This is a genomic window from Pseudoalteromonas sp. S2755 (assembly GCF_005886535.1).
GTDB lineage: Bacteria > Pseudomonadota > Gammaproteobacteria > Enterobacterales > Alteromonadaceae > Pseudoalteromonas.
Genome location: NZ_PNDS01000140.1, coordinates 54,719 through 80,227, shown reverse-complemented (window position 1 = coordinate 80,227; position 25,509 = coordinate 54,719). Strand labels below are relative to the sequence as shown.

Below are 25,509 nucleotides of genomic sequence, written 5' to 3'. Positions count from 1 at the left end.
TGCCAAGTCGATAGCAATTAAATTAGACTGTGTCATGTATGGACTCCTTATTTGGTAAAAGTGTTTTGCAATATCTTTATACCGTACTCTCCCGTTAAGGGGGAGGAGTCCATACATCTCCCACCCTAAATGCGGAATCAAAAAACGCAGGGGATCTGCGCCTACTCGATATGGGTTAGTACAATGAAATACTATGTTTTTGGTGCAACGAGGGGTAGGTCAAACTGCACCATTAGTCCGCCCTTTTCGCGATTAAATAGCTTAAGTTGTCCACCGTGTGCAATAGCGACTTCATTACAAATACTCAATCCTACCCCTGTGCCACTGGGTTTAGTAGAAAAGAATGGCAGTACTGCGTTTGCTAGCTTTTCTTCTTCCATTCCTACACCTCTATCAACAACCACGACTATCAGACGTTGATAATCAACCAGCAGCCTCACGCCTATTTCATCTATTTTTGATCCTGACTCATGGGCGTTTTTAACCAAATTAATCATCACCTGCTCTACCTGTATGGGATCAAAAAAAGCGCGCTCCAAAGGAAGTGGTGCCAGCAAAGTAAAGTCATAAAGCTTACTAACGGTATCAAGTAAGGGCTGCAAGGGTTGCTCTGTAATATTTGGCGCAGGTAATCTTGCAAATTCGCTATATTTAGCCACAAATTCACTCAAGTTTTCGGTGCGGCGATTAATGGTTGCCAGCATATCAGGCAGCAACTGGACTAAGGTATGATTTTGTTCTTTAACACTGCGCTCAACAATTGTATTTGCGGAGTTAGTCAACGAAGTAATGGGCGCTAATGAATTATTGAGTTCATGACTGATAAGACGGATGGCATTTTTCCAAAGCCCTACCTCTTGACGGCTCATTTCGCTAGATAGATTTTGACACATAAGCAACACATGCGGCTGGTGGTTGAGTGTGATACTCTGCCTTGAAAAGTAATAGCTCTGCTTTTCATCATTGGCTTGAAAGGTCACAAACCCAGATTCTTTTTGTAGCAAAATGCTTTGCAGCTTAGGATCTGCATTTGCGATGGCATGATGCAGTACAAGGCCACTTAGAGATTTTTTGTTATTGAGTAACTTGCCAGCTTTGTCGTTGGCATACACAACCTGATCAAACTGATTGAGTAATATAATCGACACCGGTGACACCTGCAAAATAGTATCGAGTAGTAACTCCCTTTGGCTGGTAGCGTGGCGCTGCTTTTTTAGTGTTGTCGATAAACGATTATATTCCAGAATTAGATCAGACATTTCTATGCTTTCAAAGTGGGTAATTTGAACTGAGAAGTCTTGATCTTTAAAACTGCGGATCCCGTCCGTTAAGCAATCTATGATCCGCTGTTGGCGAGAAAAAAAATAACTGATACCGACAATGCCAAATACCGTTGCAACAAGCAGCCCCACCGGAATTGCCAGAGTAAGTGGTATTGCAAATGAAGCTGCCAGCCATAAAATAGCCGCAAACACCAATAGTGATACAAATAAGCATGCAGACACCGCTGCTTGAAGAGACACCGTCATTTTAAGCCAAACTTCTCCATTCTCCGGTATAGTGCTTGCCGACTTAACCCTAGCTTTCTTGCGGCTTTACTGACTACGCCATCAGCGCTGTCTAATGCGGCTTCGATATCTGCTTGTGTATATTCAAGCGGCTCTTCATGTTGTGGTATTTGAATTGCTAAATGCTCACATTCAATTTCTTGCCCGGGACTCAGCAACACAGCACGGCCTATGGTGTTTTCAAGCTCCCTGACGTTTCCAGGCCACGTGTGGTGCTTTAACTGCTTCATTGCTGCGTTACTCAAACCCTTATTGCTAGGCAAAAAGTGATCCACTAACACGGCAATATCTTCTTTTCGCTCAGATAGTGGCGGCAGTTTAAGCTCAATCATATTGATCCGATAATACAAGTCTTCTCTAAAAGTACCCGCTCTAATAGCCTCGGGTAAATTACTGTTGGTCGCACTTATCACCCTAACGTTTACCCTTTTCGTTTCCGTGCTACCAACGCGCTCAAACTCGCCGCTTTGTAAAACCCTTAGCAATTTTTGTTGCCCTGTCAAAGACAAGTTGCCGATTTCATCCAAAAACAAAGTGCCACCATCGGCGGCTTCAAAACGCCCAGCCCTCGATTTTTGTGCACCTGTATAAGCACCACTTTCAACCCCAAATAACTCGGCCTCAATGAGGTCCGCCGGAATAGCCCCCGCATTCACTTTAATAAAGGCTTTATGCTTATAGCTACTGTTGGCTTGGACGATTTCTGCAATTTTCTCCTTACCTGCGCCGTTTGGTCCTGTGATCAGAATTGGCGCGTCAGAGTGCGCAACCTGAGTCGCCATTTCAAGCAAGCTCAACATGGCCGGATCGGCAACCACCACACCACATAGGTCGTATTGCGCTTTTAGCTTTTGTAATCTGGCATTGCGCTGATTCGCGGCACTACTTACTTGATCTTGTAACTCTCGCATTTCGAGCAAGTTTTTCACTGAGGTGACGAGTTTATGATCTTTCCAAGGTTTGGCTAAGTAGTCTGCCGCACCATCTTTAATTAGCTCCACCGCCATTTCAAGATTTGTCCACGCGGTCAATAAAATGATAGGTAAATCAGGCTCTAAATCTCTGATTGCTTTATACAGGGCTTTACCTTCTGTCCCGCTGGTGGTGTCTCTGGTAAAGTTCATGTCTTGAATGACCAAGTCGAACTGTTTACTACGTACCATCTCTAAGCCTTGCTGCGGAGAAGTCACGCCTTCACACTGAATATCATTGAGCAACAAGAGGACTTTAATTGCTTGAATTACATCCGGATTATCGTCAATTACCAATACACTCATGAACGCTTTTGATCCTAATTTGTAGATTTAGCCCCTTTCGGGGCTTTGTTGTTTTTATTATTAACTCGATTTAGTTACTTGCGCCGGCGACACTTTAGCGGCTTCCTTGGCGGGTAGGTACACCGCCAATGTACTCACAAGCCAAGTAAAAATAGCGACCCCAACCAATAACGGTAACTCTACTACACTTTGCACGCGAACATTATTCATCAAAAAATAGTAAAGCAAAATCGAGAGACCAAAACCTAGCACTAAACCGATACAGACTAAAATTGTATTTTCTTTAATTAAAGACCACATCACTTTACCTTTAGATGCACCTAGTGCACGAAGCACACCATGATCTTTCTTTCTAAGGCTAACAGAAAAGCTGACAAGTGCGACAATACCAAGCGCGGTGACCACGCAAGCGATAATGCTTATGCCTGCCATGGTGAGTGCAAAGGTGCTACGACCATCCCACAAACGTTTCTTTGCCCTGGCTACGAACTCAACTCGCTCTACCATGCGACCTTCAGAGTGATACAGCGCGGTTTCAACGTCTTCTAAAATACGCTCAGACACGCCTTTTTCAACTCTGACTAAATAATTTGCCCGTTGACGGTTACCCCAAATGACTTCAGGTACAACTCCTGAATTGTAGGGCTGTTGACTGTATGTAGCACTTTCACCAAGCATCTTACCTTTATATATCCCAACCACTTGATGAGGAATGCGCTGTCTTGAGATGTACACCGACTTTCCAAGAGCAGAACCATCACCGAATAACGACGAAGCAAGATCGTCACTTATCATAATAACGCCTGCATTTTTTGTTGCCTCACCACCTTTGATAAATTCGCTGGCATAAAACCTACGTCCCTCAACGAGCTCAAGCCCAAGCACATCAGTCCCTTTTTCATCTAAGCCAAAGTAACCGAACACGCTATAATCCGTTTCTGGTTGGGTATCTTTAAAAATAGTCCATCCTGGACCTAAGCTGTTTAATACCAGCTCTCTACCAGCATAAGATGCAGCAATAACCCCCGGCACATTTTCAATCGCTTGAATATCCTTTTCTATAAGTGACTGAATGTCTACCGAGGTATCAAATACTCGCGTCGTTACGTTGAGAATTTGTTGTTCTTCCAGCTTTGAAGGAATTAGCCAGTTTTGTAGCGTTGCATAGCTGATAAACGCCGTATTGCTGACTATCATCACGGTAATCGCGATTTGTAGAATGATTAACAGTGCAATACTTTTTTGTTTTAAAATCAGTTTAAAAATATGTTTAATCGCCATCCTTATCCCCTCAACTCTGCAGCTGGTGATACACGGCTACTGCGATATACCGGATATAACCCCGATAATCCAACCGCCGAAAAAATACCTACTGTCGTCAACAGCGCCAGCTCGCCATCGAACTGATAAATTTGACGAACTTGCTCGGCAAGTGCCATATAATCCGTCTGATACATACGCAAATGGAACATTAACTCGAGTCCTGCAAATGCTAGTACAAAACCAAGCACCACAGAGGCAACTGTGAGCATCAAAATCTCTAAAAAGTGGATTTTCATAATCACTCCCCGATTTGCACCAAGCGCTCGGTAAAGAGAAATAAGTTTACGATTGGCTTGGAATTTAGCCAGCAGAATGCCTACTGTATTCACTAAACAAATGCCAAATAGTAAATACGAAAAGGTTAGGTAAATAGCTTCCCACGCCATAAAGCGCTGGATCAAAATATAGAGCTCGCCCATGCTGTAGAAATCGGTGAGATTGCGATGTTTAAAACGGCCTACCGCTTGCTGATTTGCAATATAGTTATTCAACCAAGTTTTTAGTTCAGCAAGATGCGCCGTCTTCTTGTCTTCTTGGTACTGGAACCAAACCGTCAAATAACCACACTCAGCATTTTTCAGCATGTCGATACTGCCGCTACGCGGATTGGTTGCGGTGTATAACTCGTCAGTTCTGCAGGTTACTTGCCCCGTTCTTGGAAAGTTTTGCACATAAGCATAACTTAGCGGAATAAAAACATCGTGATTGTAATTATTACTAAAGCTCAAATCTTGGAAGCGACGTTTATAATTGCTTAAATCAACTACGCCCACAACTTGTATTTGTTCGCCTTGAACTTGCATAAACTGTCCAACAGAATTCGCGCCGCCAAATAAATGATCATTAGCGTTTTTACTGATCACAGCCACCGCTTCACCACTTTGCTGGCTTTGTTTGTTCCAAGAAGTACCGAAAATAAATGGCGCATCTAGTACATTAAATATCTCTCTATCTGTACCAGAAGCCTCTACACTGATAGGCCTAACTGAGTTATCAGCAAGACCAACAATAAACTCCGTAGTGTAGTTAAACGATAGATGCTCGTACGATAGATCCGCTTGCTCCAGTGCTTGGGCATCTTGATAAGTCCAGCGAGGAAATTGTCTAAAATCGTTGACATCTACTTCGGCATCATAATAATTGAGGCCTACCGTGTATAAGTGGTCTGCCTTATAACCAATCACCTCGCTGCTGCTTTGTTTTACAATGGCTGACATAGTCAACATTAAGGTGATCCCAACAGCAAGGTTGATTATCATCAGTGCGCTCAGCTTCGGCTTTTGCTTTAACCCCTGCCAAGCTAAAAGTACTAGCTCTTTCATTGCATGCTCCTACACTGCCAGTTCGGTTAGTTGAGACTTTGTGATGTCGGTTAGCTCACCATCAAGAATTTGAATGTTGCGACCAGCTCTTCGAGCCAGTTCATTATCATGGGTTACCATAATTAATGTGGTGCCCGCCTGATTCACTTCTTGTAATAAGTCCATCACTTGCCTTGCCATTAAGCTGTCTAAGTTACCCGTTGGCTCATCTGCTAGAAGGAATCGCGGTTTCCCCGCCAGAGCTCTGGCAATAGCGACACGTTGCTGTTGCCCGCCACTGAGCTGTGCAGGATAATGCTTCATTCGGCTGGCAAGCCCAACGAGTTCGAGCGCTTCTTCAATGCGCTTTTTACGCTCACTGGCTTTTATTCCTCTAAAAATAAGGGGGACTTCAACGTTGTCATATAAAGATAAGTCACTGATAAGGTTAAATCCTTGGAAGATAAAGCCAATTTTTTCGTTTCGTAGTTGTGATAGCTTTTTATCGTTAAGATTGGCAACGTTTTCACCATCTAGAAAATAATCACCGCGCTCAAAACGCTCTAATAAACCCGCAATGTTCAAAAAGGTCGTTTTACCCGATCCTGATGGGCCTGTGACCGCAATAAATTCCCCTTCTTCAATGGTCAAATTCACATTACTGAGTGCATGGGTCTCAATCAGATCTGTTCGATAGATTTTGCTTACTTCATTCATTTTTAACATTGTCTATTCCTTCTAATTCTTATTCGCAACGAAAGCTGGGGCTACTTCCCGAGTAGCACTCGCGCCTTTTTATTGAACGGTTCTAAACTTGAAATCACGATTTCTTGCCCTTCACTCAGGCCATCGATAATCTCAACTTCAGAAATACTTTTTACACCGAGCTGAATGGGTGTTTTATCAGCCTGCTCACCGACAACCGCATAGGTAAAACGCCCGGCACCGGTTTCAACAAATGCACCACGCCTTACTTTGAGCACGTCTTGCTTTTGCGACAGGATAATTCTTGTAGATACTTTTTGATTTTGGCGAAGGCCGCTTGGCTGCTCCTCAAAGCGCACCCGAGCACTTACGCGACCAGCTTCGATTTCAGGGGAAATAGCGACCAGTTTCGCATGATATTGGTATTGATTGATAAATACTTCAGCAACCATGCCGACCCCCAGATTGTCGGCGTAAATTTCCGGTATTTGTGCTTCAACTTCGAGTTCAGAAAGATCAACCAAGGATATTAGCGCCGCATCTCGCTGTACAAACTGCTTTTGCTGGACATGCACCGTACCAACAATACCCGACAGCGGCGAAGTAATCGTAAGTGCAACGACCTGCCGCTGCACTTCTTCTAGAATATGCTGTTGTCTGGTTAGGCTCAGCTCGCTGCTTTTGAGCTCAAACGCGAGTCGCTCTTGCTCAAGCTTTAACGATTCAATAGCATGCTGCTCTTGAAGCTGTGCGCGCTTAAGTTCAACCATTGACTGCTCAAATTCTAGCTTTGAGATAATCTGCTTTTCGATGCTTTGTTTTGAGCGTGCCATTTCCCGCTCTGCCGCTTCTAAGTCTACTTTCGCCATTTCCATGCGTTGTTCGGTATCGAGTAGCTGCTGTTTAATCGAAATCCGTTGGCGCTCAACCTCCGTTTGTAAACGTTCGAACGTGGCTTCTTCTTGTAGTAAACGGTTGGTTAGTTCAGGACTGTCTATACTAAGCAATGCTTGCCCCGCTTTGATCGCATCACCGGGTTTAACGTTTAGCGTTACTGTGCCTGATGCGATGGCGTATAAGTCTGGATTATTCGCAGCGAGCGTACGCCCTTCAACACGAATATCTTCGCTGATATCACCTCTCACTACTGTGGCGAGACGGACTTGCTCCCGCGATACGGTTTGCTCTGCTGACAGAATCGTGTTAATGCTTGACCAAGCACTGGTTAATCCACCTAAGGTGATGCCAATGGCCAATAACGCGATCACAGGCTTTTTTATGGTTCGCTTTTTTGCGATTTGTTTGTCTTGCGCACTTGTATCTTTAATCATGCTACCTCCTTGCGGACAAGTGGGTGTCCGCGATTATCATGAGTAACTAATTACAAGTAGCGTGCCAGAATTTACATTGTTGTTTTACATGAGATTTATGAGATTTAACAGCTTTATTCAAGGGGATTGGACGGACACCGGACAGTTTGCGGACAATATCAGAACAGGACTAAAACAGGTAGGTCGTGATTTATCGCGCTATCAGATTTTTGAGGTAACCGCACTCAAAAGATCGCGGGGTGAACCCGCTCCCACCTAATACTGCTGCGCGTTTAGCACAAGGTTTGCCCTAGTAGCTCAGCAACACAGCTGGATAGTGACTAAAACTCGTAGGTCGTGATTTATCACGACATCAGATTTTAGTGGGAGCTGCACTCCAAAAGATCGCGGAGTGAACCCGCTTCTAACTAATGTTGATGCACGTTTAGCGTTAGGGGTAACCTGCTAACACAAAAACTATTGGTGCTGGCTCACATCCCACAATTGCTTTAACTCTTCAATAATGGCGGGGTCATCAATGGTAGATGGCACGACAATGTCTTCTCCGTCCACCAGCTGGCGTAGGTTCTTTCTGAGAATTTTACCCGAACGGGTTTTGGGTAAACGCTCAACCACTTTAATGGTTTTAAGACAGGCAATCGCGCCGATTTTTTCGCGGATCAGGCTTCTTATCTCCTCGGCAATTGCCGATTCAGTGGTGTTTACGCCATCTTTCAATACCACCATGGCAATGGGTACTTGACCTTTTAACTCGTCTTTACCGGCGAATACCGCGCATTCTGCAATTGCATTGTGACCAGCAACGATTTCTTCCATTTCACCAGTTGACAGTCTATGCCCGGCTACGTTTATTACGTCATCGGTGCGGCCCATAATAAACAGGTAGCCGTCTTCATCAAAATACCCGCCATCGCCAGAGAGGTAATAGCCGGGGTATTGTGATAAGTAACTGCCTTTAAAGCGCGCCGTGTTATTCCAAATAGTGGTTAAACAACCGGGAGGGAGTGGTAATTTCACCGCAACAACACCTTGTTGATTGGCTTCACATGTACTGCCGTCCACATCAAGGATCTCGACTTGATAGCCCGGTGTAGGAACTGTGGCACTGCCCGCCTTTGTAGGCATCAATTCAATCCCTACTGGGTTAGATGCAATTGCCCAGCCCGTTTCCGTTTGCCACCAGTGGTCGATCACTGGCAGCTTTGTGGTGGACTGTAGCCAGTCGTAGGTAGCAGGGTCTAGTCGTTCACCAGCTAAAAATAGCGTTTTTAGACTGCTGGTATTGTAATTAGCCAAAAGCGCAGCGCTCGGATCTTCTTTTTTTATGGCACGAAATGCCGTGGGCGCACTAAAAAGTGCTGTCACTTGGTATTCTTCTACCACTCGCCAAAACGCCCCTGCATCTGGGGTTTTAATCGGTTTTCCTTCGTATAATACGCTAGTGCAACCATAAATCAGCGGGCCATAAACAATATAAGAATGCCCCACAACCCAGCCAATGTCGGATGCAGCCCAAAACACTTCACCGGGCTTCATGCCGTAAACGGTTTTCATACTGTAGTTTAATGCCACAGCGTGACCGCCCTGCTCTCGTACTACTCCTTTGGGTGTTCCTGTGGTACCAGAAGTATACAAAATATAAAGCGGATGCGTGCTTGGTAACGGCACGGCATCAAAGGATTCAGGCGTGTTTGCCACCACAGTCCAATCTAGGTCCCTTGGCGATGACATCTGCGCTTGGTATGCTTCACGCTGTAGCACAATGCAATGTTCCACTTGATGCTTTGCCAACGACAAAGCTTCATCCAGCATAGGTTTGTATTCAATGGTGCGGCCTATTTCAATTCCGCAAGAAGCACTGATCACTAGCTTTGGTTTCGCATCATCTATTCTCACCGCAAGCTCATGAGGTGCAAAACCACCAAACACCACGGAATGAATAGCACCCACGCGCGCACAAGCAAGCATGGCAACGACCGCCTCTGGCACCATGGGCATATAAATTACGACCCTATCCCCTACGCTTACACCAAGTTGATTTAAGCCAGCCGCAAAATGGCTCACTTGAGAGAGCAACTCGCGATAGCTAATTTTGCGTTTGGTACTGGTCACCGGCGAGTCATAAATTAATGCAGTTTGCTCGCCTCTGCCTTGGTCTACATGATGGTCAAGTGCCAAATAACTGGTATTCATCAAACCATCACTAAACCAATGACTCAGTCCCTCTTGGTCTTGGTTATGTCCGATTTGTGGTGGCGTATGCCAATCAAGCCGTGCCGCTTCTTTAAGCCAAAATGCCTCAGGCTCTTGGGAAAATGTTTGATATGCCTGTTGATAGGTTATTGTTGTCATAATAGGTTACTCAGTTTTTGCTAGAACAGAGTAAAGATAGATAAAAAACCACCAAGTTTTGATGAGACTTTAGTCTTGCGAGGATGATACAGATCAAGGTTGGGGAGATTAGATATGATTATGTTTGGGTAAGAAGCAGCCTCTAGTACAGGTGTTAATGAGCACTTGTTCTTCTAACTTGATATATGTAATCATAGCGTCCTGAACAATAGCCATGAGAATAGATATGACTATTTATTCAGAAATCCACTAGGGCCTATACAACCAAATTTACCTACTGCTCGCTTTCAAGCTTTAGCAGCAACGCTTTGATATCATCTTTTGCGCCGGTGATATGTTTTTTCAAAAAGTCGCAAGCCCCTTTGGTATTTTTATCGCGGCATAGCTCTAATAGCTGGCGATGTTCCTCAGGTGCGGTTTTAATGCCACCGGCAAGAAGGATGTGCATGCGCACGTAGCGCTCAGAGTTTTTACTGTACACATCCACCAGTTCGCGAGTTTGTGGGCGCTGTGCTTTGCTGTAGAGTTTGCTGTGAAATTCGGCATTAAGCTTACCAGTTGCCAGTTGTGTATCGCCAGCGGCGGTGGCTTCTTCAAGCTCGGCTAAAATGGCTTCGGCTTCGAGCAAGTCGCGTGCGGTCAACTTGTCGATTGAGTGGCGTAATAGCTCAGCTTCTAACAATGCGCGTAGGTCAAAAATTTCGTCGATTTGCTCAGCGCTTAAACGTGTGACCGTCGCGCCTTTGTGCGCTTCAAAGTTAACTAAGCCTTCGGCTTCTAGTTGCAGGAGTGCTTCTCTAACGGGAATACGGCTTACATTTAACTCATCTGCCAACGCGGCTTGCCTCAGCGGCTCGCCCGCTTTGATTTCGCCAGTGAGGATTTTTTCACGAATTGCTTCAGCAACTAATTGAGTTCGAGTTTTATGTACAATCGCCATAGTATTTAGTAATTATTGTTTTATGAACTCATTATAAACGTATCTGAGTTCAAATTGCATGTTTGTCGAGTATATAAGTTTGATGTGCGAATTATGTCTGAATAAATAAGCCCATAGCAGTACTATGGGCTTGGTTTGCTTAACTTTGTATACAAATTGGTCTTACGAATCGTTTGAGCGCTTCTAACCCTACCGATGTTGAACGTACATCGGTTGATGACGGAAACGGCCCACCATGGTTCATGGTGGCGCACACTTCAACGCCCGTGGGCATTTGCCCGTAAATCAATCGACCTACGCGGTATTGTAACGCCTCTATAATATCTTCGGCTTGATGTAGGTCAGACTCAGTGCCATGAATACTGGCGGTGAGCTGCCCATCTAAGTCTGCGATTAAGTTTTCAAGCTGCGCTAAGTTGTCATAGCTCACCACTAAAGCACTTGGCCCAAAGACTTCTTCTTTAAGCCTTGCATCGGTTGCAAAGCTTTCGCTATCCGTTAGGAACAAGTGGGCGCTTGCGTGAAACGGCTGTGCTTGCTCACCAGCGCTTAATAAGGTTACCTGAGGGTGTGCTTTTAGCGCCGCGATGCTGTTTTGGTAAGCTTTTAAAATGCCTGGGGTCAATAAGGTATTTGAAGGCGCTGCACTAATATTTTGCTTAGCCGTCTCGATAAATGTTTGTGAACTACTACTTGGCACCAACCAAATACCGGGGCTAGTACAAAATTGACCATTACCCATAAGTAAGGACTGGACAAATTGTGCACCAAGCTCTGCGCCTTGCGACTGTATTTTTTCAGGTAAAACAATTTGCGGGTTTACGCTGCCAAGCTCACCGTAAAGCGGGATAGGTTCATGGCGCTTCGCGATGGTGTCTTGCAATGCTTTTGCAACGCCAAAGGAGCCTGTAAATCCAACCGCTTTGATAGGCTCGGCTTTAACCAGCCAATGCGCGACATCGTATGCTTTCGCTTGCAGCATTGAAAACACCCCACTTGGCATATCGCACTTGCTTATTGCTGTGGCGATGGCCTTAGTCATTAGCTCACACGTTGCCGGATGTGCTGGGTGACCTTTATATACCACAGGGCAGCCAGCGGCTAACGCAGCTGCGGTATCGCCTCCGAGCGTAGAGAAGGCATACGGGAAGTTTGACGCGCCAAACACCGCAACAGTGCCAATTGGAATATGCTTAAGCTGTGTTTTTGGCTTAGGCAGCGGCGTCCGATTTGGGTCTGCTTGCTCTTCTTTATCTAGACTGAGCTCTGTTAGGTTATCTCTCAGCGCTGCGGCAAATGCGTTTAATTGATTAACCGTGCGGCCACGTTCGCCCTCGAGTCTTTGCCTTGACAGGTTAGTTTCTGCCATCGTGGTGGTTATTAGCTCATCACCTAAGGCGAGAATTTCTTGTGCTATGGTTTCTAGAAACTCTGCACGAGCAGTCATCGACGTTTTACGATAAGCCTTAAAAGCCTGCTCTGCTGCATTAACGGCTTCCTCTACTTGTGCTTCACTGGCGTTAAAAAATGCTTGCGTTAACGGTTCATTGGTTGCAGGACAAAACGCATAAAATGTTGTTGCATTTTGTGCAGCTTGCCACGCACCGTTAATGTAGCTCTTTCCTGATAAATTCATTGTTAGCTCCTGTTTTCTTTCCGTCTTAATGGCTAGAGCACCTGAAAACCAAATGCATACGGATCTTCGTCATCTACTGTAATGCAGTTACTCCCCGTTTGACGTGCCCAACCTTGAATGCTGGGTAGAATTGCGGCTTTTCCCGCGACTTCAGTTGTGCCTTCGACCTTACCGATAAATTGACTGCCTATGATGCTCTCGTGAACAAATGTATCACCCTCTTTTAGCAGCCCCTTTGCATACAACTGTGCCATTCTTGCACTTGTGCCTGTGCCACAAGGTGACCTATCAAGTGCTTTATCGCCATAAAATACCGCGTTGGCCGCATGGCTACCTGGGTGCTGTGGCTTGCCTGTCCACAACACATGGGAGGCGCCGCACACGGTAGAGTCTTCAGGGTGAATTGGGTTTATTTGCGCATTAACTGCCGCGCGCACTTTAGGGCTCCACGCCAGTAATTCAGCGGCGCAGCTTTGATCCACACCAGCAAATAAACTTTGAGGTTCAACGATAATGTAAAAGTTACCGCCATAGGCGATATCAAGGATAAGCTGCCCCAGCCCATCAACGTGGACAGGCACCGCATGGTAAGCCAAAAATGCCGGCACATTGTAGAGCCTTACCCAAGTCACTTTACCTGCTTTCATCTCATAATAGGCATTCACGCGCCCCGCAGGGGTGTCAAGCTTGAGTACACCCTGTTCCTTTGGGGCAATAAGGCCGCTTTCAAGGCCAAAAGTGACTGTCCCGATAGTGCCGTGCCCGCACATAGGCAAGCACCCAGAGGTTTCGATAAATAGGATCGCCACATCCCCATCAGCAGTGGTCGGTGGATACAAAAAGGCACCCGACATCATGTCATGGCCTCTGGGCTCAAACATCAATGCGCGCCTTATCCAATCGTAGTCACGTAAAAAATGTTGACGCTTTTCACTCATGCTCTCGCCCAAAAGCGTTGGATGACCGCTTGTGACCAAGCGCACGGGATTGCCACAAGTATGGCCATCTATACAATAATAGGTGCCTAAAATCATACGCTTAGTCCAAGTTATATTGGCTTAAGTCAATTCGATTTGCCATCGCTTCATCGTACAAACGACTTACATAGGCTTTTTCTTCTTGAGTGAGAGGTAATCTTGGAGAACGAGTCACTTCACTACCGCGCCCAGCCAAATACTCTGCATATTTGATGCACTGCACCAGTGTCGGAATCGTATCTAAACGTAGCAAAGGTAAAAACCAACGCCACAGCGCACGCGCTTCCTCAAAACGACCTTGCTCAGCAAGTTTATAAATAGCCACTGACTCGCGTGGGAATACATTAGTCAATCCCGAGATCCAACCCGTCGCGCCAAGCATCAGGCTTTCCAGTGCGATATCATCAACACCACCAAATACCACGTAGCGGTCGCCAAATGCGCTAAACAGCTCGCTAATACGGCGGGTATCTTCCGTTGCTTCTTTTACAGAAACAATATTGGACTCTTCAGCTAAGGTTTTCATGCCTTCGATTGACACGTCGACACCATAGGTCACTGGATTGTTGTAAATCATAATAGGTAATGCGGTGCTGCGCGCCACCTGTTGGTAATGATGAATAGCTTCGCGCTCGGTTGAGCGGTAGACCATCCCTGGCAATACCATTAGTCCATCTATGCCAAGCGCTTCTGCATCCTTGGCAAACTCGACAGCAAGCGCAGTTGTGGTTTCAGCCACACCACTAAGTAGTGGCACTCTATCACCTACCACTTCTGTTGCAGCTTTTAAAACTTGGCGTTTCTCGTCAGCCGTGAGTGAGCAATTTTCACCTACGGTGCCTAATACTATGATGCCATGAACCCCTTCGTTAATCAGGTTATCTATCATCGCTTTTGTGGTATCAAAGTTGATGCTTTCATCATCATGGAATTGAGTGGTTACTGCTGGATATACACCCTGCCAATTTACGTTCATGGTTCTCGCCTTTCATTAAGTTGTTTAGTTATTGTGCTTGCCATCATAGGTATATTGTATACAATAATCAATATTCAAAAGAGAGATTTTTTAGCCGTTAACTCAAATGATTGGCCTAAATATCTGTAATACTATGATTTATAAGTGTTAAATTTTTTCTTATTGGTATTTAAATGAGGTCTGATTGATGGCTATGTGGAAATACAATTTAGAGTGGTGAGGTAAATTGTGGAAAGTAATAATAAAATTGCAGTGATAGGCGCAGGGATTATTGGGATCACCACAGCGCTGCAATTAGCTCGACGAGGCCACGCTGTTACCTTGCTCGATAAAAATCAGCCCGCAGAGGGATGTTCTAAGGGTAACGCGGGGCATTTTGCCACAGAGCAGGTATTCCCCATGGCAGACGCAGCTTTACTAACAAAGGTGCCTAGCATGTTAGTCAATCCGGTGGGGCCTTTGCGAATTGAGACCACCTCTTTGGTCAAAAATATTCCTTGGTTTGTACGATTCTTAAAGCAAATGAAAAGTAGCTGCTTCCATAAAGGTACAATCGCACTTAGAAGTTTAAATGAACGCGCACTACCCGCATATCAGCGTTTACTTGGTGATAAGTATCATACCCTTATATCTAGCAACGGCAGTTTACTGGTATTTGAAGGTGACGAAAGCTCTGCGCGTCAAAGCTATAACAAATACGCCGAACAAGAAATCTCAGTGAGCTTACTAACAGGTGATCAAGCCCGAGAAATGGAACCGAGCCTATCAAGGACCATTACCTCAGCACTGTATTTTGATAAAGTCGCGCATAGCACAGATCCCTACGCCCTCTGTTTGACGTTATATAAGCAGTTTATTCAGCTAGGTGGAACATTCAAACAAGGTTCAATCGACAATATTACCCACACAGAGCATGGCTACACACTTCACTCCAACAGCCACAAGATGACCTTTAACAAAGTCGTTGTGGCAACAGGTGCTGCAAGTAAAACGCTCTGTGCGTCTTTAGGTTACTCACTGCCAATGATTGCCGAGCGTGGTTATCACAACATGTTGGCAGTGAATAATACGCTTACACGACCTGTCGCATCAAGTGAACGAGGGTTTATCATGACGCCCATGTCACAAGGTTTACGACTGGCCGGAACGGTAGAATTTGCAGCACTGGAGAGTAAACCCAACTACAGCCGTGCTCGCGCATTATTGCATCATGCAAGAATTCTATTAAGTCAAGCACTGCCACAACATAGTGAGACGCTTTGGGCTGGCTGCCGTCCCTCACTCCCAGATTATTTACCTGTCATCGGACAAGCGCCAAATCATCACAACCTTTATTTTGCACTGGGTCATCAGCATTTAGGCCTGACCCAAGCCGCAATTTCCAGTGAATGTATCGCAGATCTTATTGACAACAAGCCCAACGACATCGATCTTACTCCTTTTAGTATTGCTCGATTTAATTAGACAAGGAGCACAATAAATGAAAGGTATTGCATACCAAAGCGCGCAGCAAGCGCTAGATAACTTAGAAGATATGACCAAAGGCATAGCGCCAATTGGCGAAAGCGAGTATTTAGCAAGAATAGAGAAAGCTCAACAATATATGCAGCAAAACAATATTGATGCGCTCTATTTAAATGCTGGCACAAATTTAAAATACTTTACTGGTTTACAATGGTATGCCAGTGAACGTTTGGTCGGTGCTATTTTACCCGCCAATGGACAAGTTCAGTTTATTGTCCCATTTTTTGAAATCGGCTCTATTAAAGATTATTGGCTGATTGAAGGCCCTATTCATGCTTGGCAAGAAGAAGAATCTCCTTACGAGCTCGTCGCAAACGTACTTAACACACTCAATATTGATAGCACAGGCACACTCGCCATTGACGAAAGCACTGCGTTTTTTGTTGCTGATGGGATCAGACTCGCGGCACCTGAGCTTTCGCTTATCAATGCAAAGGTAGTAACCGCGCATTGTAGAATGCATAAATCGGCCAATGAAATTGCCCTTATTCAACGCGCAATGGACATGACACTTGCCGTACATAAAGCAACGGCATCTATGCTGTATGAAGGGATCACCACAACCGAAGTTGAAGCCTTTATTAATGAAGCGCACAAAAAAGTGGGAGCGCCGGGCAATTATTTTTGTATTGTGCTATTTGGTGTGGCGTCGTCATTCCCACATGGTGTAAAAAATCCACAAACGCTGAAAAAAGGCGATGTGGTTCTCGTCGACACTGGTTGTAAGTTACACGGCTATCTTAGCGATATCACCCGTACTTATGTTTTTGGCGAACCCAGTGAAAAGCAAAAGTCCGTTTGGCAAATCGAGAAGCTAGCGCAAATTGCGGCATTTAATGCAGCCAAAATTGGGGCGCCCTGTGGCGCTGTTGATAAGGCCGCGAGAGAGTATATTGCCAGCAATGGACTCGGTCCCGATTATCAACTACCAGGTTGCCCACACCGCACCGGGCATGGGATCGGCTTAGACATCCACGAATGGCCTTATTTAGTTAAAGACAACCCAGAACCGCTTGCAGCTGGAATGTGCTTTTCAAACGAGCCTATGCTGGTTATTCCTGACGAATTTGGCATTCGCTTGGAAGACCATTTCTATATGACCGACGATGGTCCGCGTTGGTTTACTGAGCCCGCGCACAGCATAGACAATCCTTTCGGGGTTGAATAGCATTAGGGATAAATGATGAGTTGCTCTGATGAGTAACTCATCATTTATCGTGATTGATTTAAGCACAGGTAAATTGGTATAAATTTAACATCTACAATTTACTGCGTCACAACTTATGATAGCAACTACCCCACCACCACCCTATTACGCTGTAATTTTTACCAATATAAAGAATAAAGATGTTGAGGGCTACGCCCAAACCGCTTTGAGAATGGTCGAGCTTGCTAAGCTTCAACCCGGTTTTTTAGGTATAGAATCAGCGAGTGAAGAAATTGGGATCACGGTTTCTTATTGGCGAGACCTAGAGTCAATCAAAGCATGGAAAGCCAATGCTGAGCATATTGAGGCGCAAAAAAACGGCAATAAAAAATGGTATCAAAGTTATACAACGCGTATTGCCAAGGTAGAGCGTGAATATAGTCTTTGAGCTAGCGCTTAGCTGTAGTCGCTTGTGCATTGTTTACTCGCGACTTTAACCGTGATAACCCTTGAGGCGTTACACCCAAATAATTAGCAAGATCATAATTTGCCAAACCATTAACCCAGTGCGGACGTTCGTCACGCAAAAAACAATATCTTTGCTCGAGCGTATTTAGTAGTAGAAAAGCTTCTTTTGCTTCTTTAAATAGCAACTGCTGTTCTAACAATTTTAATCTAAGTGCGCGAAGGCTATCTTGTTCCAATTCGGCTAACGGAACGAGTACTATCTTTGCATCATCCAGTGCAGAGATTTGATAGAAGCTGGGAGATTTTTGGATCCATTCAGCAAATAAAATACAAAGTTCGCCAGCAAAGTAAAACTCCTTATGCCTTAGCTCCCCTGTTTCATTTACAACCGATGATACGAGCTTGCCAGAGTGAATAAAGAAGCCATGATGTTGCATCAGCCCTTGTTGCAATAATATTTCATTACGGCTACAGCACTTAGTGTTGAACGTTGGGTTTTGCTGAATAAGTGTTAATAATTCATTTTTTGTGACTTCACAAAGCTGACCGAGTTTATGAAAAGGCATAATCCCCTCGTTCAATTGATATAGCTAGATCAAAAAAGGCTCCTTGAGGAGCCTTTTTAACGTGTGGTATTAACTTACCAACCCGCTTTCTCTTTTAGTGCAGAACCGATTTCCGCAAGAGAGCGAACTGTTTTAACACCCGCGGCTTCAAGTGCTGCGAATTTCTCGTCAGCTGTACCTTTACCGCCTGCGATAATTGCACCAGCGTGACCCATACGCTTACCTGGAGGAGCTGTAACACCTGCAATGTAAGAAACAACAGGCTTAGTTACGTTGTGCTTGATGTACTCAGCCGCTTCTTCTTCAGCTGTACCGCCGATCTCACCGATCATTACGATAGCTTCAGTTTGCGGATCGTTTTGGAACATCTCTAGTACGTCGATGAAGTTAGTGCCTGGGATTGGGTCACCACCGATACCAACACAAGTAGATTGACCGAAGCCAGCGTCAGTTGTTTGCTTAACTGCTTCATAAGTCAAAGTACCAGAACGTGACACGATACCTACTTTACCAGGCATGTGGATGTGACCTGGCATGATACCGATCTTAGTTTCACCTGGAGTGATAACACCTGGGCAGTTAGGACCAATCATGCGAACGCCAGTTTCTTCTAGCTTCACTTTAACATCAACCATGTCTAGTGTAGGGATGCCTTCAGTGATACATACGATTAGTTCGATACCTGCGCTGATAGCTTCAAGGATAGCGTCTTTACAGAATGCAGCTGGTACGTAGATAACAGATGCAGTTGCACCAGTTGACTCTACCGCTTCACGTACTGTGTTAAATACAGGTAGGCCTAGGTGAGTTGTGCCGCCTTTACCAGGAGAAACACCACCAACCATTTGCGTACCGTACTGGATAGCTTGCTCAGAGTGGAAAGTACCCTGACCACCAGTGAAACCTTGACAGATTACTTTAGTATCTTTGTTAATTAGTACAGACATTATTTGCCCTCCGCAGCAGCAACTACTTTCTCAGCAGCGTCAGTTAGTGACTCAGCTGCAATGATGTCAAGGCCAGAGTTAGCTAGTACTTCACGACCAGCTTCAGCGTTAGTACCTTCAAGACGTACAACTACAGGTACGTTTACGCCAACTTCTTTAACCGCGCCGATAATACCTTCAGCGATCATGTCACAACGTACGATACCACCGAAGATGTTAACTAGTACTGCTTTAACATTGTCGTCAGAAAGGATGATCTTGAATGCTTCAGATACACGCTCTTTAGTCGCGCCGCCACCAACGTCTAGGAAGTTAGCTGGCTTGCCACCGTGTAGGTTTACGATGTCCATAGTACCCATCGCAAGGCCTGCACCGTTAACCATACAACCAACGTTACCGTCTAGTGCTACGTAGTTAAGCTCAAAGCTTGCTGCGTGTGCTTCACGTGCGTCTTCTTGTGAAGGATCGTGGAATCCACGGATCTTAGGCTGGCGGAACAATGCGTTGCCGTCTACACCGATTTTGCCATCTAGGCAGTGTAGGTTACCAGCGTCCGTGATAACTAGCGGGTTAATTTCTAGTAGAGCAAAGTCGTGGTTGATGAACATTTCAGCTAGACCTAAGAAGATCTTAGTGAATTGCTTAACTTGAGTTGGGTTCAAACCTAGTTTGAACGCAAGCTCACGACCTTGGTAAGCTTGAGGACCTACTAGTGGGTCGATCTCAGCTTTATGAATTAGTTCAGGCGTTTCTTCTGCAACTTGTTCAATTTCTACACCACCTTCAGTTGATGCCATGAACACGATCTTACGTGAACCACGGTCAACAACAGCACCTAGGTATAGTTCATTTGCAATATCAGTGCAGCTTTCTACTAAGATTTTAGCAACAGGCTGACCTTTCTCGTCTGTTTGGTAAGTAACTAGGTTTTTACCTAACCAGTTTTCAGCGAATGCGCGGATTTCGTCTTTGCTGTCTGCAAGTTTAACACCGCCAGCTTTACCACGGCCGCCAGCGTGTACTTGACACTTAACAACCCACTTGTCTCCACCGATTTTACCAGCAGCTTCAACTGCTTCTTGAGGTGTATCACAAGCAAAGCCTTCTGATACAGGTAAACCATATTCGGCAAAAAGTTGTTTTGCCTGATACTCATGCAAATTCATGATGCTTTATCCAATTTTTTATACTAAAAAAGCTGAATATTTATGCAAATAGTCAGCTATCCCAAATTGCGCACATAGTATAGATCCCAAGGCTTCTGATGAAAACCCCACTTAGACCAAAGGCGCAAAAAAAAAGCTGTATGCGAGCATACAGCTTATTCTTTAAACAAATATTATACGTCTAGTAGTAGACGTGTTGGATCTTCAAGCAACTCTTTAATTGTTACTAGGAAACCAACTGACTCTTTACCATCGATTTGACGGTGGTCATAAGATAGTGCTAGGTACATCATAGGTAAAATTTCAACTTTACCGTTTACTGCCATAGGGCGCTCTTGAATTTTGTGCATACCCAAGATTGAAGACTGTGGCAAGTTGATGATAGGCGTAGAAAGTAGTGAACCAAACACACCACCGTTGGTGATTGTGAAGTTACCGCCAGTCATATCATCTACAGTTAGTTTACCGTCACGACCTTTGATAGCTAGCTCACGAATATTCTTCTCGATTTCAGCAACTGAAAGCTTATCGCAATCACGTAGTACCGGAGTCACTAGACCACGAGGTGTTGATACCGCGATGCTGATGTCAAAGTAATTGTGGTAAACGATATCATCGCCGTCGATAGACGCGTTCACTTCAGGGAAACGTTTAAGTGCTTCAGTTACCGCTTTCACGTAGAAAGACATGAAACCTAAACGGATACCATGACGCTTCTCAAAAACTTCTTGGTATTGCTTACGAAGGTCCATGATTGGCTTCATGTTTACTTCGTTGAACGTCGTCAGCATTGCTGTTGAGTTCTTCGCTTCTAATAGACGGTTAGCGATTGTTTTACGAAGACGCGTCATAGGAACACGTTTTTGTGTACGCTCACCTACTGGGGCAGCTGGTGCAGAAGCCGCAGGCTTAGACTCTGATTTCGCTGGTGCTTTAAGGAAAGCATCCACGTCTTCTTTAGTAATGCGACCGCCTTTACCAGAACCTTTTATCTTGGCAGCATCAAGGCCTTTTTCTGCGATAAGACGACGAACAGATGGTGTTAGTACATCTGAGTTTTCGTCAGAAGCAGCAGCTGGTGCTTCTTCTTTTTTCTCACTTGATGATTTAGCTGGTGCGCCACCGGCAACGATCTTACCGATAACTTGATCACCTAGTACTGTCTCACCTTCAGCGTGGATGTGCTCACCCATCACACCGTCTTCAGGTGCAACAACTTCAAGAACCACTTTATCTGTTTCAATATCAACTAGGTTCTGGTCGCGGCTAACCGCTTCACCTGGTTGAACGTGCCAAGTTGCGATAGTAGCATCTGCTACTGACTCAGGAAGTACAGGTACTTTAATGTCCACTTCTTTACCTTCTGCTGCTGGCGCCGATTCTGACGCTGCTGGTTTTTCATTTGATTGAGCAGGCGCTGCTGCTTCATCAGCATCACCTAGTTGTGCAATAACTTGTTCACCAAGAACGGTTGCGCCTTCCTCTTCAGAAATTGCAACGATAACACCATCTTCTGGCGCTACAACTTCTAAAACGACCTTATCCGTTTCGATGTCAACTAAGTTTTGATCACGAGTCACTTTATCGCCAACGCTTACATGCCATGTAGCAACCGTTGCATCGGCAACAGACTCAGGAAGAACAGGAACCTTAATTTCGGTTGTCATCTCTTATTCCTTATTTCTTAATTGTTAAAGCGTCAGCAATTAACGCGTTTTGTTCTTTAGTATGTGTAGACATGTATCCACATGCTGGTGCAGCTGAAGCCTTACGGCCTGCATAAGTCAAATTTGCGCCAGCAGGGATAGCTTCCCAGAAATGATGCTGTGAACAGTACCAAGCACCTTGGTTTTGTGGCTCTTCTTGACACCAAACAAAATCTTTTACGTGCTGGTAGCGAGCCATAATCTCATCCATCTCTTTGTGAGGGAATGGATATAGCTGTTCAACACGAACGATAGCAATATTGTTAAGTTCTTGCTTACGACGTTCTTGCAGTAGTTCGTAATAAACCTTACCGCTACAGAACACTACGCGCTCAACGTTTTCAGGATTGATATCATCAATCTCATCGATCATGTTGTTGAATACGCCTTCGGATAGCTCTTCTAGGCTAGAAACAGCTAATGGATGACGTAATAGCGACTTAGGCGTCATTACAATTAGAGGACGACGCAGAGGACGAACCGATTGACGACGCAGCATTGCGTATACTTGCGCTGGTGTTGACGGCACACATACTTGCATATTGTGGTCAGCACAAAGCTGTAGATAACGCTCTAAACGTGAAGAACTGTGCTCTGGACCTTGACCTTCATAGCCATGAGGAAGTAGTAGTGTTAGACCACATAAACGACCCCACTTCTGCTCACCTGAACTTAGGAATTGGTCGAATACGACTTGAGCACCGTTGGCGAAGTCACCAAATTGCGCTTCCCACAGTACCAATGACGTTGGCTCTGCTGTCGCGTAACCATATTCGAATGCAAGTACCGCTTCTTCCGATAGTACTGAATCGTACACTTCGAACAGCCCTTGTCCTTCACGAATGTTTTGTAGCGGAAGGTAAGTAGACGCGTCTTTTTGGTTATGTACTACGGCATGACGGTGGAAGAACGTGCCGCGACCAGAATCCTGACCAGTAAGACGAATATCAGTGCCTTCATCAACCAAGGTTGCGTAAGCCAATGTCTCGGCCATACCCCAATCAAGCATTTTTTCGCCTTGCGCCATAAGTTTACGGTCATCGTAAATCTTTTTAACGCGAGATTGTGCTTTATGTGACTCTGGGTAGCTCGCAATTTTTTCGCCAAGCGCTTTAAGTTTATCTAGCGCAACTTTTGGCTCATACGGCGTATCCCAATCGTGACCAACATACTTAGACCAATCTGATGAGTGTTTGGTTTCCTTTTGAATTTCTTCTACGACACAAACACCTTTATCAAGACCATTTCGGTACTCGTCTGCAATTTGTTTCGCATCGTCTTCAGAAATGACACCTTCGCGTACAAGTTGATCAGCATATAACTGACGAGGTACTGGGTGCTTTTTGATCTTCTGATACATCAGCGGTTGCGTTGCATTTGGCTCATCCGCTTCGTTGTGACCGTGACGACGATAACATACTAAGTCAATCACCACATCACGTTTAAACTTGTTACGGAAATCAAGTGCAACTTGTGTAACGAATGCAACGGCTTCAGGATCATCCGCGTTCACATGGAAGATAGGTGCCTGAACCATTTTGGCGATATCGGTACAGTATTCAGTTGAACGAGTATCTTCACGTTTTGACGTAGTGAAACCAACTTGGTTATTAACTACGATGCGGATCGAACCACCAACGCCGTAGGCGCGTGTTTGCGATAGGTTAAACGTTTCTTGTACGACACCTTGACCTGCAATTGCAGAGTCACCGTGAATTGTGATTGGTAATGCTTTAGAACCACTTTGACAATTCAAACGGTCAAGACGAGCACGTACCGAGCCCATTACTACTGGGTTTACGATTTCAAGGTGAGATGGGTTGAATGCCAATGCCATATGAACATTGCCGCCCTTCGTACCGAAGTCAGAAGAGAAACCCATATGGTATTTAACGTCACCGGAACCTGCGTGTTCGCCGTATTTACCAGCAAACTCGTCAAATAGTTCTTGTGGGTTTTTACCCAGTACATTCACTAGTACGTTTAGACGACCACGGTGAGCCATACCAATTACGGCTTCTTGCTGACCGCTTTCACCAGCACGGTGAATAAGCTCTTTCAGCATAGGCACAAGTGAATCACCGCCTTCTAGAGAGAAACGCTTAGCGCCTGGGAATTTTGCGCCCAAGTACTTTTCTAAGCCGTCTGCAGCAGTCAGACCTTTGTAGATTCTTAGTTTGGTTTCTTTGTCGAATTGTGGCTTCGAGAAGGACGATTCCAAACGCTGTTGTAACCAACGTTTTTCTTCGGTAGACGTGATGTGCATGTACTCAGCACCAATAGAGCCACAGTATGTCGCTTTAAGCGCAGCGTACAAGTCTTTGAGTTTCATTGTCTCTTTGCCACAAGCAAAAGAGCCAACGTTAAATTCTTTATCTAAGTCTGCATCGGTTAAATCATGAAAAGCAGGGTCAAGATCGCGAACGCGCTCTCTTTCCCAAATCCCTAACGGGTCTAGGTTAGCGTTCTGATGACCTCTGAAACGGAATGCATTAATTAACTGCAGAACTTTAACTTGCTTGGCATCAGCAGACCCTTCTGCGGATACCACGACTTCTCTGTGTTTGTTTTTAGCAAGCTCCGCAAATTGCGCTCTTACTTCTGAATGTTTAGTGTCAACATCCACACCATCAACTTTAGGTAGTTGATCAAACACCTCTCGCCACTCTTCTGGCACTGAAGCTGCATCATCTAGATACGCCTCATATAGATCTTCTACGTACGCAACGTTACCGCCGTACAAATGCGAAGATTCTAGCCATGCCTTCATCACACCTTCGTGCATCTATTAGCCCTTTTATCTAGCGCAGAAACTCAAACGAAAACAAGATGGCAAGCTTTTGCTTGCCATCTTAGCTAGTAGTATGTGTTATACCGAACGGTTTAACAACATTGATTTAATTTGTCCAATTGCCTTAGTTGGATTAAGACCTTTTGGACATACGCTAACACAGTTCATAATACTGTGACAGCGGAATACGCTGAACGCGTCATCAAGTCCAGCAAGACGTTCTTCAGTCGCTGTATCTCGGCTATCAGCCAAGAAACGATAAGCATGTAGAAGACCCGCAGGACCGATGAACTTGTCTGGGTTCCACCAGAAAGAAGGACAAGACGTTGAACAACATGCACAAAGAATACATTCGTACAGGCCATCTAGCTTTTCACGTTCTTCAATAGACTGAAGACGTTCTTCACCACCAGTTGGCTTATCGTTGATCAAAAATGGCTTAACCTTCTCGTATTGCGTATAAAACTGACTCATGTCAATTACTAGGTCACGAATTACTGGTAAACCCGGTAATGGACGAATAATGATCTTGCCTTTTCCACCTTTTTGCACCGCAGAAATTGGAGTAATACAGGCAAGGCCGTTCTTACCATTCATGTTTACGCCGTCAGAGCCACAAACGCCCTCACGACACGAACGACGGAAAGATAAAGTTGGATCTTGTTCTTTTAATTGCATCAGAGCATCCAACACCATCATGTCACGACCTTCCTCTACTTCTAGAGTATAGTCCTGCATACGCGGTGCTGAATCTTCATCAGGATTGTAACGATAAACTGATAATTCTAAAGTCGCCATCGCTTAGCTC

The 25,509-nt window shown here is 44.9% G+C and carries 21 protein-coding genes; 4 read left to right on the top strand and 17 right to left on the bottom strand.

Annotated elements, in window-relative coordinates:
* Window positions 1-191: 191 nt before the first annotated feature.
* The 6 genes from CWC03_RS20130 to CWC03_RS20105 are packed head-to-tail and all read right to left on the bottom strand — an operon-like array spanning window position 192 to window position 7,505.
* Entirely contained in the window at window positions 192-1,529 is a 1,338-nt protein-coding gene (locus CWC03_RS20130; protein WP_138583391.1) for a sensor histidine kinase, read from the bottom strand.
* Window positions 1,526-2,845: a sigma-54-dependent transcriptional regulator gene (locus tag CWC03_RS20125; protein ID WP_138583390.1), complete on the bottom strand. Its 1,320-nt coding sequence runs from the start codon at window positions 2,843-2,845 to the stop codon at window positions 1,526-1,528. Before CWC03_RS20125 ends, CWC03_RS20130 begins: the two co-directional genes overlap by 4 nt.
* A gap of 60 nt (window positions 2,846-2,905) precedes the next feature.
* Complete coding sequence (locus CWC03_RS20120) at window positions 2,906-4,126, bottom strand: ABC transporter permease (RefSeq protein WP_138583389.1); 1,221 nt, start codon at window positions 4,124-4,126, stop codon at window positions 2,906-2,908.
* A gap of 2 nt (window positions 4,127-4,128) precedes the next feature.
* Window positions 4,129-5,490 carry an ABC transporter permease gene (locus tag CWC03_RS20115; RefSeq protein ID WP_138583388.1) on the bottom strand — a complete coding sequence of 454 codons (1,362 nt, stop codon included), beginning with the start codon at window positions 5,488-5,490 and terminating at the stop codon, window positions 4,129-4,131.
* A gap of 9 nt (window positions 5,491-5,499) precedes the next feature.
* Window positions 5,500-6,195, bottom strand: a complete 696-nt coding sequence (locus CWC03_RS20110; RefSeq protein WP_128728220.1) for an ABC transporter ATP-binding protein — start codon at window positions 6,193-6,195, stop codon at window positions 5,500-5,502.
* A gap of 41 nt (window positions 6,196-6,236) precedes the next feature.
* Entirely contained in the window at window positions 6,237-7,505 is a 1,269-nt protein-coding gene (locus CWC03_RS20105; protein ID WP_138583387.1) for an efflux RND transporter periplasmic adaptor subunit, read from the bottom strand.
* A 97-nt stretch (window positions 7,506-7,602) separates the two neighbouring features.
* On the opposite strand from CWC03_RS20105, the gene CWC03_RS23555 reads away from it, so the two are divergent.
* Window positions 7,603-7,764 (top strand): hypothetical protein, encoded by a 162-nt coding sequence (locus tag CWC03_RS23555; RefSeq protein WP_171040291.1) that lies wholly within the window; start codon window positions 7,603-7,605, stop codon window positions 7,762-7,764.
* A 197-nt stretch (window positions 7,765-7,961) separates the two neighbouring features.
* On the opposite strand, the gene CWC03_RS20100 is transcribed toward CWC03_RS23555, so the two are convergent.
* From CWC03_RS20100 to CWC03_RS20080, 5 genes are all read right to left on the bottom strand, one after another.
* Window positions 7,962-9,857 carry a propionyl-CoA synthetase gene (locus CWC03_RS20100; RefSeq protein ID WP_138583386.1) on the bottom strand — a complete coding sequence of 632 codons (1,896 nt, stop codon included), beginning with the start codon at window positions 9,855-9,857 and terminating at the stop codon, window positions 7,962-7,964.
* Between the two features lie 274 nt (window positions 9,858-10,131).
* Window positions 10,132-10,797: a GntR family transcriptional regulator gene (locus CWC03_RS20095; protein ID WP_039495756.1), complete on the bottom strand. Its 666-nt coding sequence runs from the start codon at window positions 10,795-10,797 to the stop codon at window positions 10,132-10,134.
* A gap of 139 nt (window positions 10,798-10,936) precedes the next feature.
* Window positions 10,937-12,433: an aldehyde dehydrogenase (NADP(+)) gene (locus CWC03_RS20090; RefSeq protein WP_138583385.1), complete on the bottom strand. Its 1,497-nt coding sequence runs from the start codon at window positions 12,431-12,433 to the stop codon at window positions 10,937-10,939.
* A gap of 32 nt (window positions 12,434-12,465) precedes the next feature.
* Window positions 12,466-13,467, bottom strand: coding sequence for a 4-hydroxyproline epimerase (locus CWC03_RS20085; protein ID WP_138583384.1), 1,002 nt, complete (start codon window positions 13,465-13,467; stop codon window positions 12,466-12,468).
* Window positions 13,468-13,471: 4 nt separating this feature from the next.
* On the bottom strand, window positions 13,472-14,386 hold the full coding sequence (locus CWC03_RS20080; RefSeq protein WP_138583383.1) for a dihydrodipicolinate synthase family protein: 915 nt from the start codon (window positions 14,384-14,386) through the stop codon (window positions 13,472-13,474).
* 228 nt (window positions 14,387-14,614) lie between these two features.
* Between CWC03_RS20080 and CWC03_RS20075 the strand changes: the two genes are divergently transcribed.
* The 3 genes from CWC03_RS20075 to CWC03_RS20065 all read left to right on the top strand — a co-directional run bounded on the left by CWC03_RS20075 (window position 14,615) and on the right by CWC03_RS20065 (window position 17,505).
* On the top strand, window positions 14,615-15,850 hold the full coding sequence (locus CWC03_RS20075) for an NAD(P)/FAD-dependent oxidoreductase (RefSeq protein WP_138583382.1): 1,236 nt from the start codon (window positions 14,615-14,617) through the stop codon (window positions 15,848-15,850).
* Between the two features lie 16 nt (window positions 15,851-15,866).
* Window positions 15,867-17,078 carry a M24 family metallopeptidase gene (locus tag CWC03_RS20070; RefSeq protein ID WP_138583381.1) on the top strand — a complete coding sequence of 404 codons (1,212 nt, stop codon included), beginning with the start codon at window positions 15,867-15,869 and terminating at the stop codon, window positions 17,076-17,078.
* A gap of 115 nt (window positions 17,079-17,193) precedes the next feature.
* Window positions 17,194-17,505, top strand: coding sequence for an antibiotic biosynthesis monooxygenase family protein (locus tag CWC03_RS20065; protein ID WP_138583380.1), 312 nt, complete (start codon window positions 17,194-17,196; stop codon window positions 17,503-17,505).
* 1 nt (window position 17,506) lies between these two features.
* Here the strand turns inward: CWC03_RS20065 and CWC03_RS20060 are convergent, their stop codons facing one another.
* From CWC03_RS20060 to CWC03_RS20035, 6 genes are all read right to left on the bottom strand, one after another.
* Window positions 17,507-18,091, bottom strand: coding sequence for a Crp/Fnr family transcriptional regulator (locus CWC03_RS20060; protein WP_138583379.1), 585 nt, complete (start codon window positions 18,089-18,091; stop codon window positions 17,507-17,509).
* A gap of 74 nt (window positions 18,092-18,165) precedes the next feature.
* Complete coding sequence (gene sucD, locus CWC03_RS20055; protein ID WP_138583378.1) at window positions 18,166-19,038, bottom strand: succinate--CoA ligase subunit alpha; 873 nt, start codon at window positions 19,036-19,038, stop codon at window positions 18,166-18,168.
* Window positions 19,038-20,204, bottom strand: coding sequence for an ADP-forming succinate--CoA ligase subunit beta (gene sucC / locus CWC03_RS20050; protein ID WP_138583377.1), 1,167 nt, complete (start codon window positions 20,202-20,204; stop codon window positions 19,038-19,040). The genes sucD and sucC overlap by 1 nt, the downstream gene beginning before the upstream one ends.
* A 173-nt stretch (window positions 20,205-20,377) precedes the next feature.
* Complete coding sequence (gene odhB, locus CWC03_RS20045) at window positions 20,378-21,871, bottom strand: 2-oxoglutarate dehydrogenase complex dihydrolipoyllysine-residue succinyltransferase (RefSeq protein ID WP_138583376.1); 1,494 nt, start codon at window positions 21,869-21,871, stop codon at window positions 20,378-20,380.
* Between the two features lie 10 nt (window positions 21,872-21,881).
* Complete coding sequence (locus CWC03_RS20040; protein WP_138583375.1) at window positions 21,882-24,695, bottom strand: 2-oxoglutarate dehydrogenase E1 component; 2,814 nt, start codon at window positions 24,693-24,695, stop codon at window positions 21,882-21,884.
* 84 nt (window positions 24,696-24,779) lie between these two features.
* Window positions 24,780-25,499 carry a succinate dehydrogenase iron-sulfur subunit gene (locus CWC03_RS20035; protein ID WP_138583374.1) on the bottom strand — a complete coding sequence of 240 codons (720 nt, stop codon included), beginning with the start codon at window positions 25,497-25,499 and terminating at the stop codon, window positions 24,780-24,782.
* Between the last annotated feature and the right edge of the window lie 10 nt (window positions 25,500-25,509).

What these genes read in the sequence shown, in the direction of transcription:
- CWC03_RS20130 (WP_138583391.1), bottom strand. Translation starts at nt 1,529, where the DNA reads ATGACGGTGTCTCTTCAAGCAGCGGTGTCTGCATGCTTATTTGTATCA.
- CWC03_RS20125 (WP_138583390.1), bottom strand. Translation starts at nt 2,845, where the DNA reads ATGAGTGTATTGGTAATTGACGATAATCCGGATGTAATTCAAGCAATT.
- CWC03_RS20120 (WP_138583389.1), bottom strand. Translation starts at nt 4,126, where the DNA reads ATGGCGATTAAACATATTTTTAAACTGATTTTAAAACAAAAAAGTATT.
- CWC03_RS20115 (WP_138583388.1), bottom strand. Translation starts at nt 5,490, where the DNA reads ATGAAAGAGCTAGTACTTTTAGCTTGGCAGGGGTTAAAGCAAAAGCCG.
- CWC03_RS20110 (WP_128728220.1), bottom strand. Translation starts at nt 6,195, where the DNA reads ATGTTAAAAATGAATGAAGTAAGCAAAATCTATCGAACAGATCTGATT.
- CWC03_RS20105 (WP_138583387.1), bottom strand. Translation starts at nt 7,505, where the DNA reads ATGATTAAAGATACAAGTGCGCAAGACAAACAAATCGCAAAAAAGCGA.
- CWC03_RS23555 (WP_171040291.1), top strand. Translation starts at nt 7,603, where the DNA reads ATGAGATTTAACAGCTTTATTCAAGGGGATTGGACGGACACCGGACAG.
- CWC03_RS20100 (WP_138583386.1), bottom strand. Translation starts at nt 9,857, where the DNA reads ATGACAACAATAACCTATCAACAGGCATATCAAACATTTTCCCAAGAG.
- CWC03_RS20095 (WP_039495756.1), bottom strand. Translation starts at nt 10,797, where the DNA reads ATGGCGATTGTACATAAAACTCGAACTCAATTAGTTGCTGAAGCAATT.
- CWC03_RS20090 (WP_138583385.1), bottom strand. Translation starts at nt 12,433, where the DNA reads ATGAATTTATCAGGAAAGAGCTACATTAACGGTGCGTGGCAAGCTGCA.
- CWC03_RS20085 (WP_138583384.1), bottom strand. Translation starts at nt 13,467, where the DNA reads ATGATTTTAGGCACCTATTATTGTATAGATGGCCATACTTGTGGCAAT.
- CWC03_RS20080 (WP_138583383.1), bottom strand. Translation starts at nt 14,386, where the DNA reads ATGAACGTAAATTGGCAGGGTGTATATCCAGCAGTAACCACTCAATTC.
- CWC03_RS20070 (WP_138583381.1), top strand. Translation starts at nt 15,867, where the DNA reads ATGAAAGGTATTGCATACCAAAGCGCGCAGCAAGCGCTAGATAACTTA.
- CWC03_RS20065 (WP_138583380.1), top strand. Translation starts at nt 17,194, where the DNA reads ATGATAGCAACTACCCCACCACCACCCTATTACGCTGTAATTTTTACC.
- CWC03_RS20060 (WP_138583379.1), bottom strand. Translation starts at nt 18,091, where the DNA reads ATGCCTTTTCATAAACTCGGTCAGCTTTGTGAAGTCACAAAAAATGAA.
- sucD (WP_138583378.1), bottom strand. Translation starts at nt 19,038, where the DNA reads ATGTCTGTACTAATTAACAAAGATACTAAAGTAATCTGTCAAGGTTTC.
- sucC (WP_138583377.1), bottom strand. Translation starts at nt 20,204, where the DNA reads ATGAATTTGCATGAGTATCAGGCAAAACAACTTTTTGCCGAATATGGT.
- odhB (WP_138583376.1), bottom strand. Translation starts at nt 21,871, where the DNA reads ATGACAACCGAAATTAAGGTTCCTGTTCTTCCTGAGTCTGTTGCCGAT.
- CWC03_RS20040 (WP_138583375.1), bottom strand. Translation starts at nt 24,695, where the DNA reads ATGCACGAAGGTGTGATGAAGGCATGGCTAGAATCTTCGCATTTGTAC.
- CWC03_RS20035 (WP_138583374.1), bottom strand. Translation starts at nt 25,499, where the DNA reads ATGGCGACTTTAGAATTATCAGTTTATCGTTACAATCCTGATGAAGAT.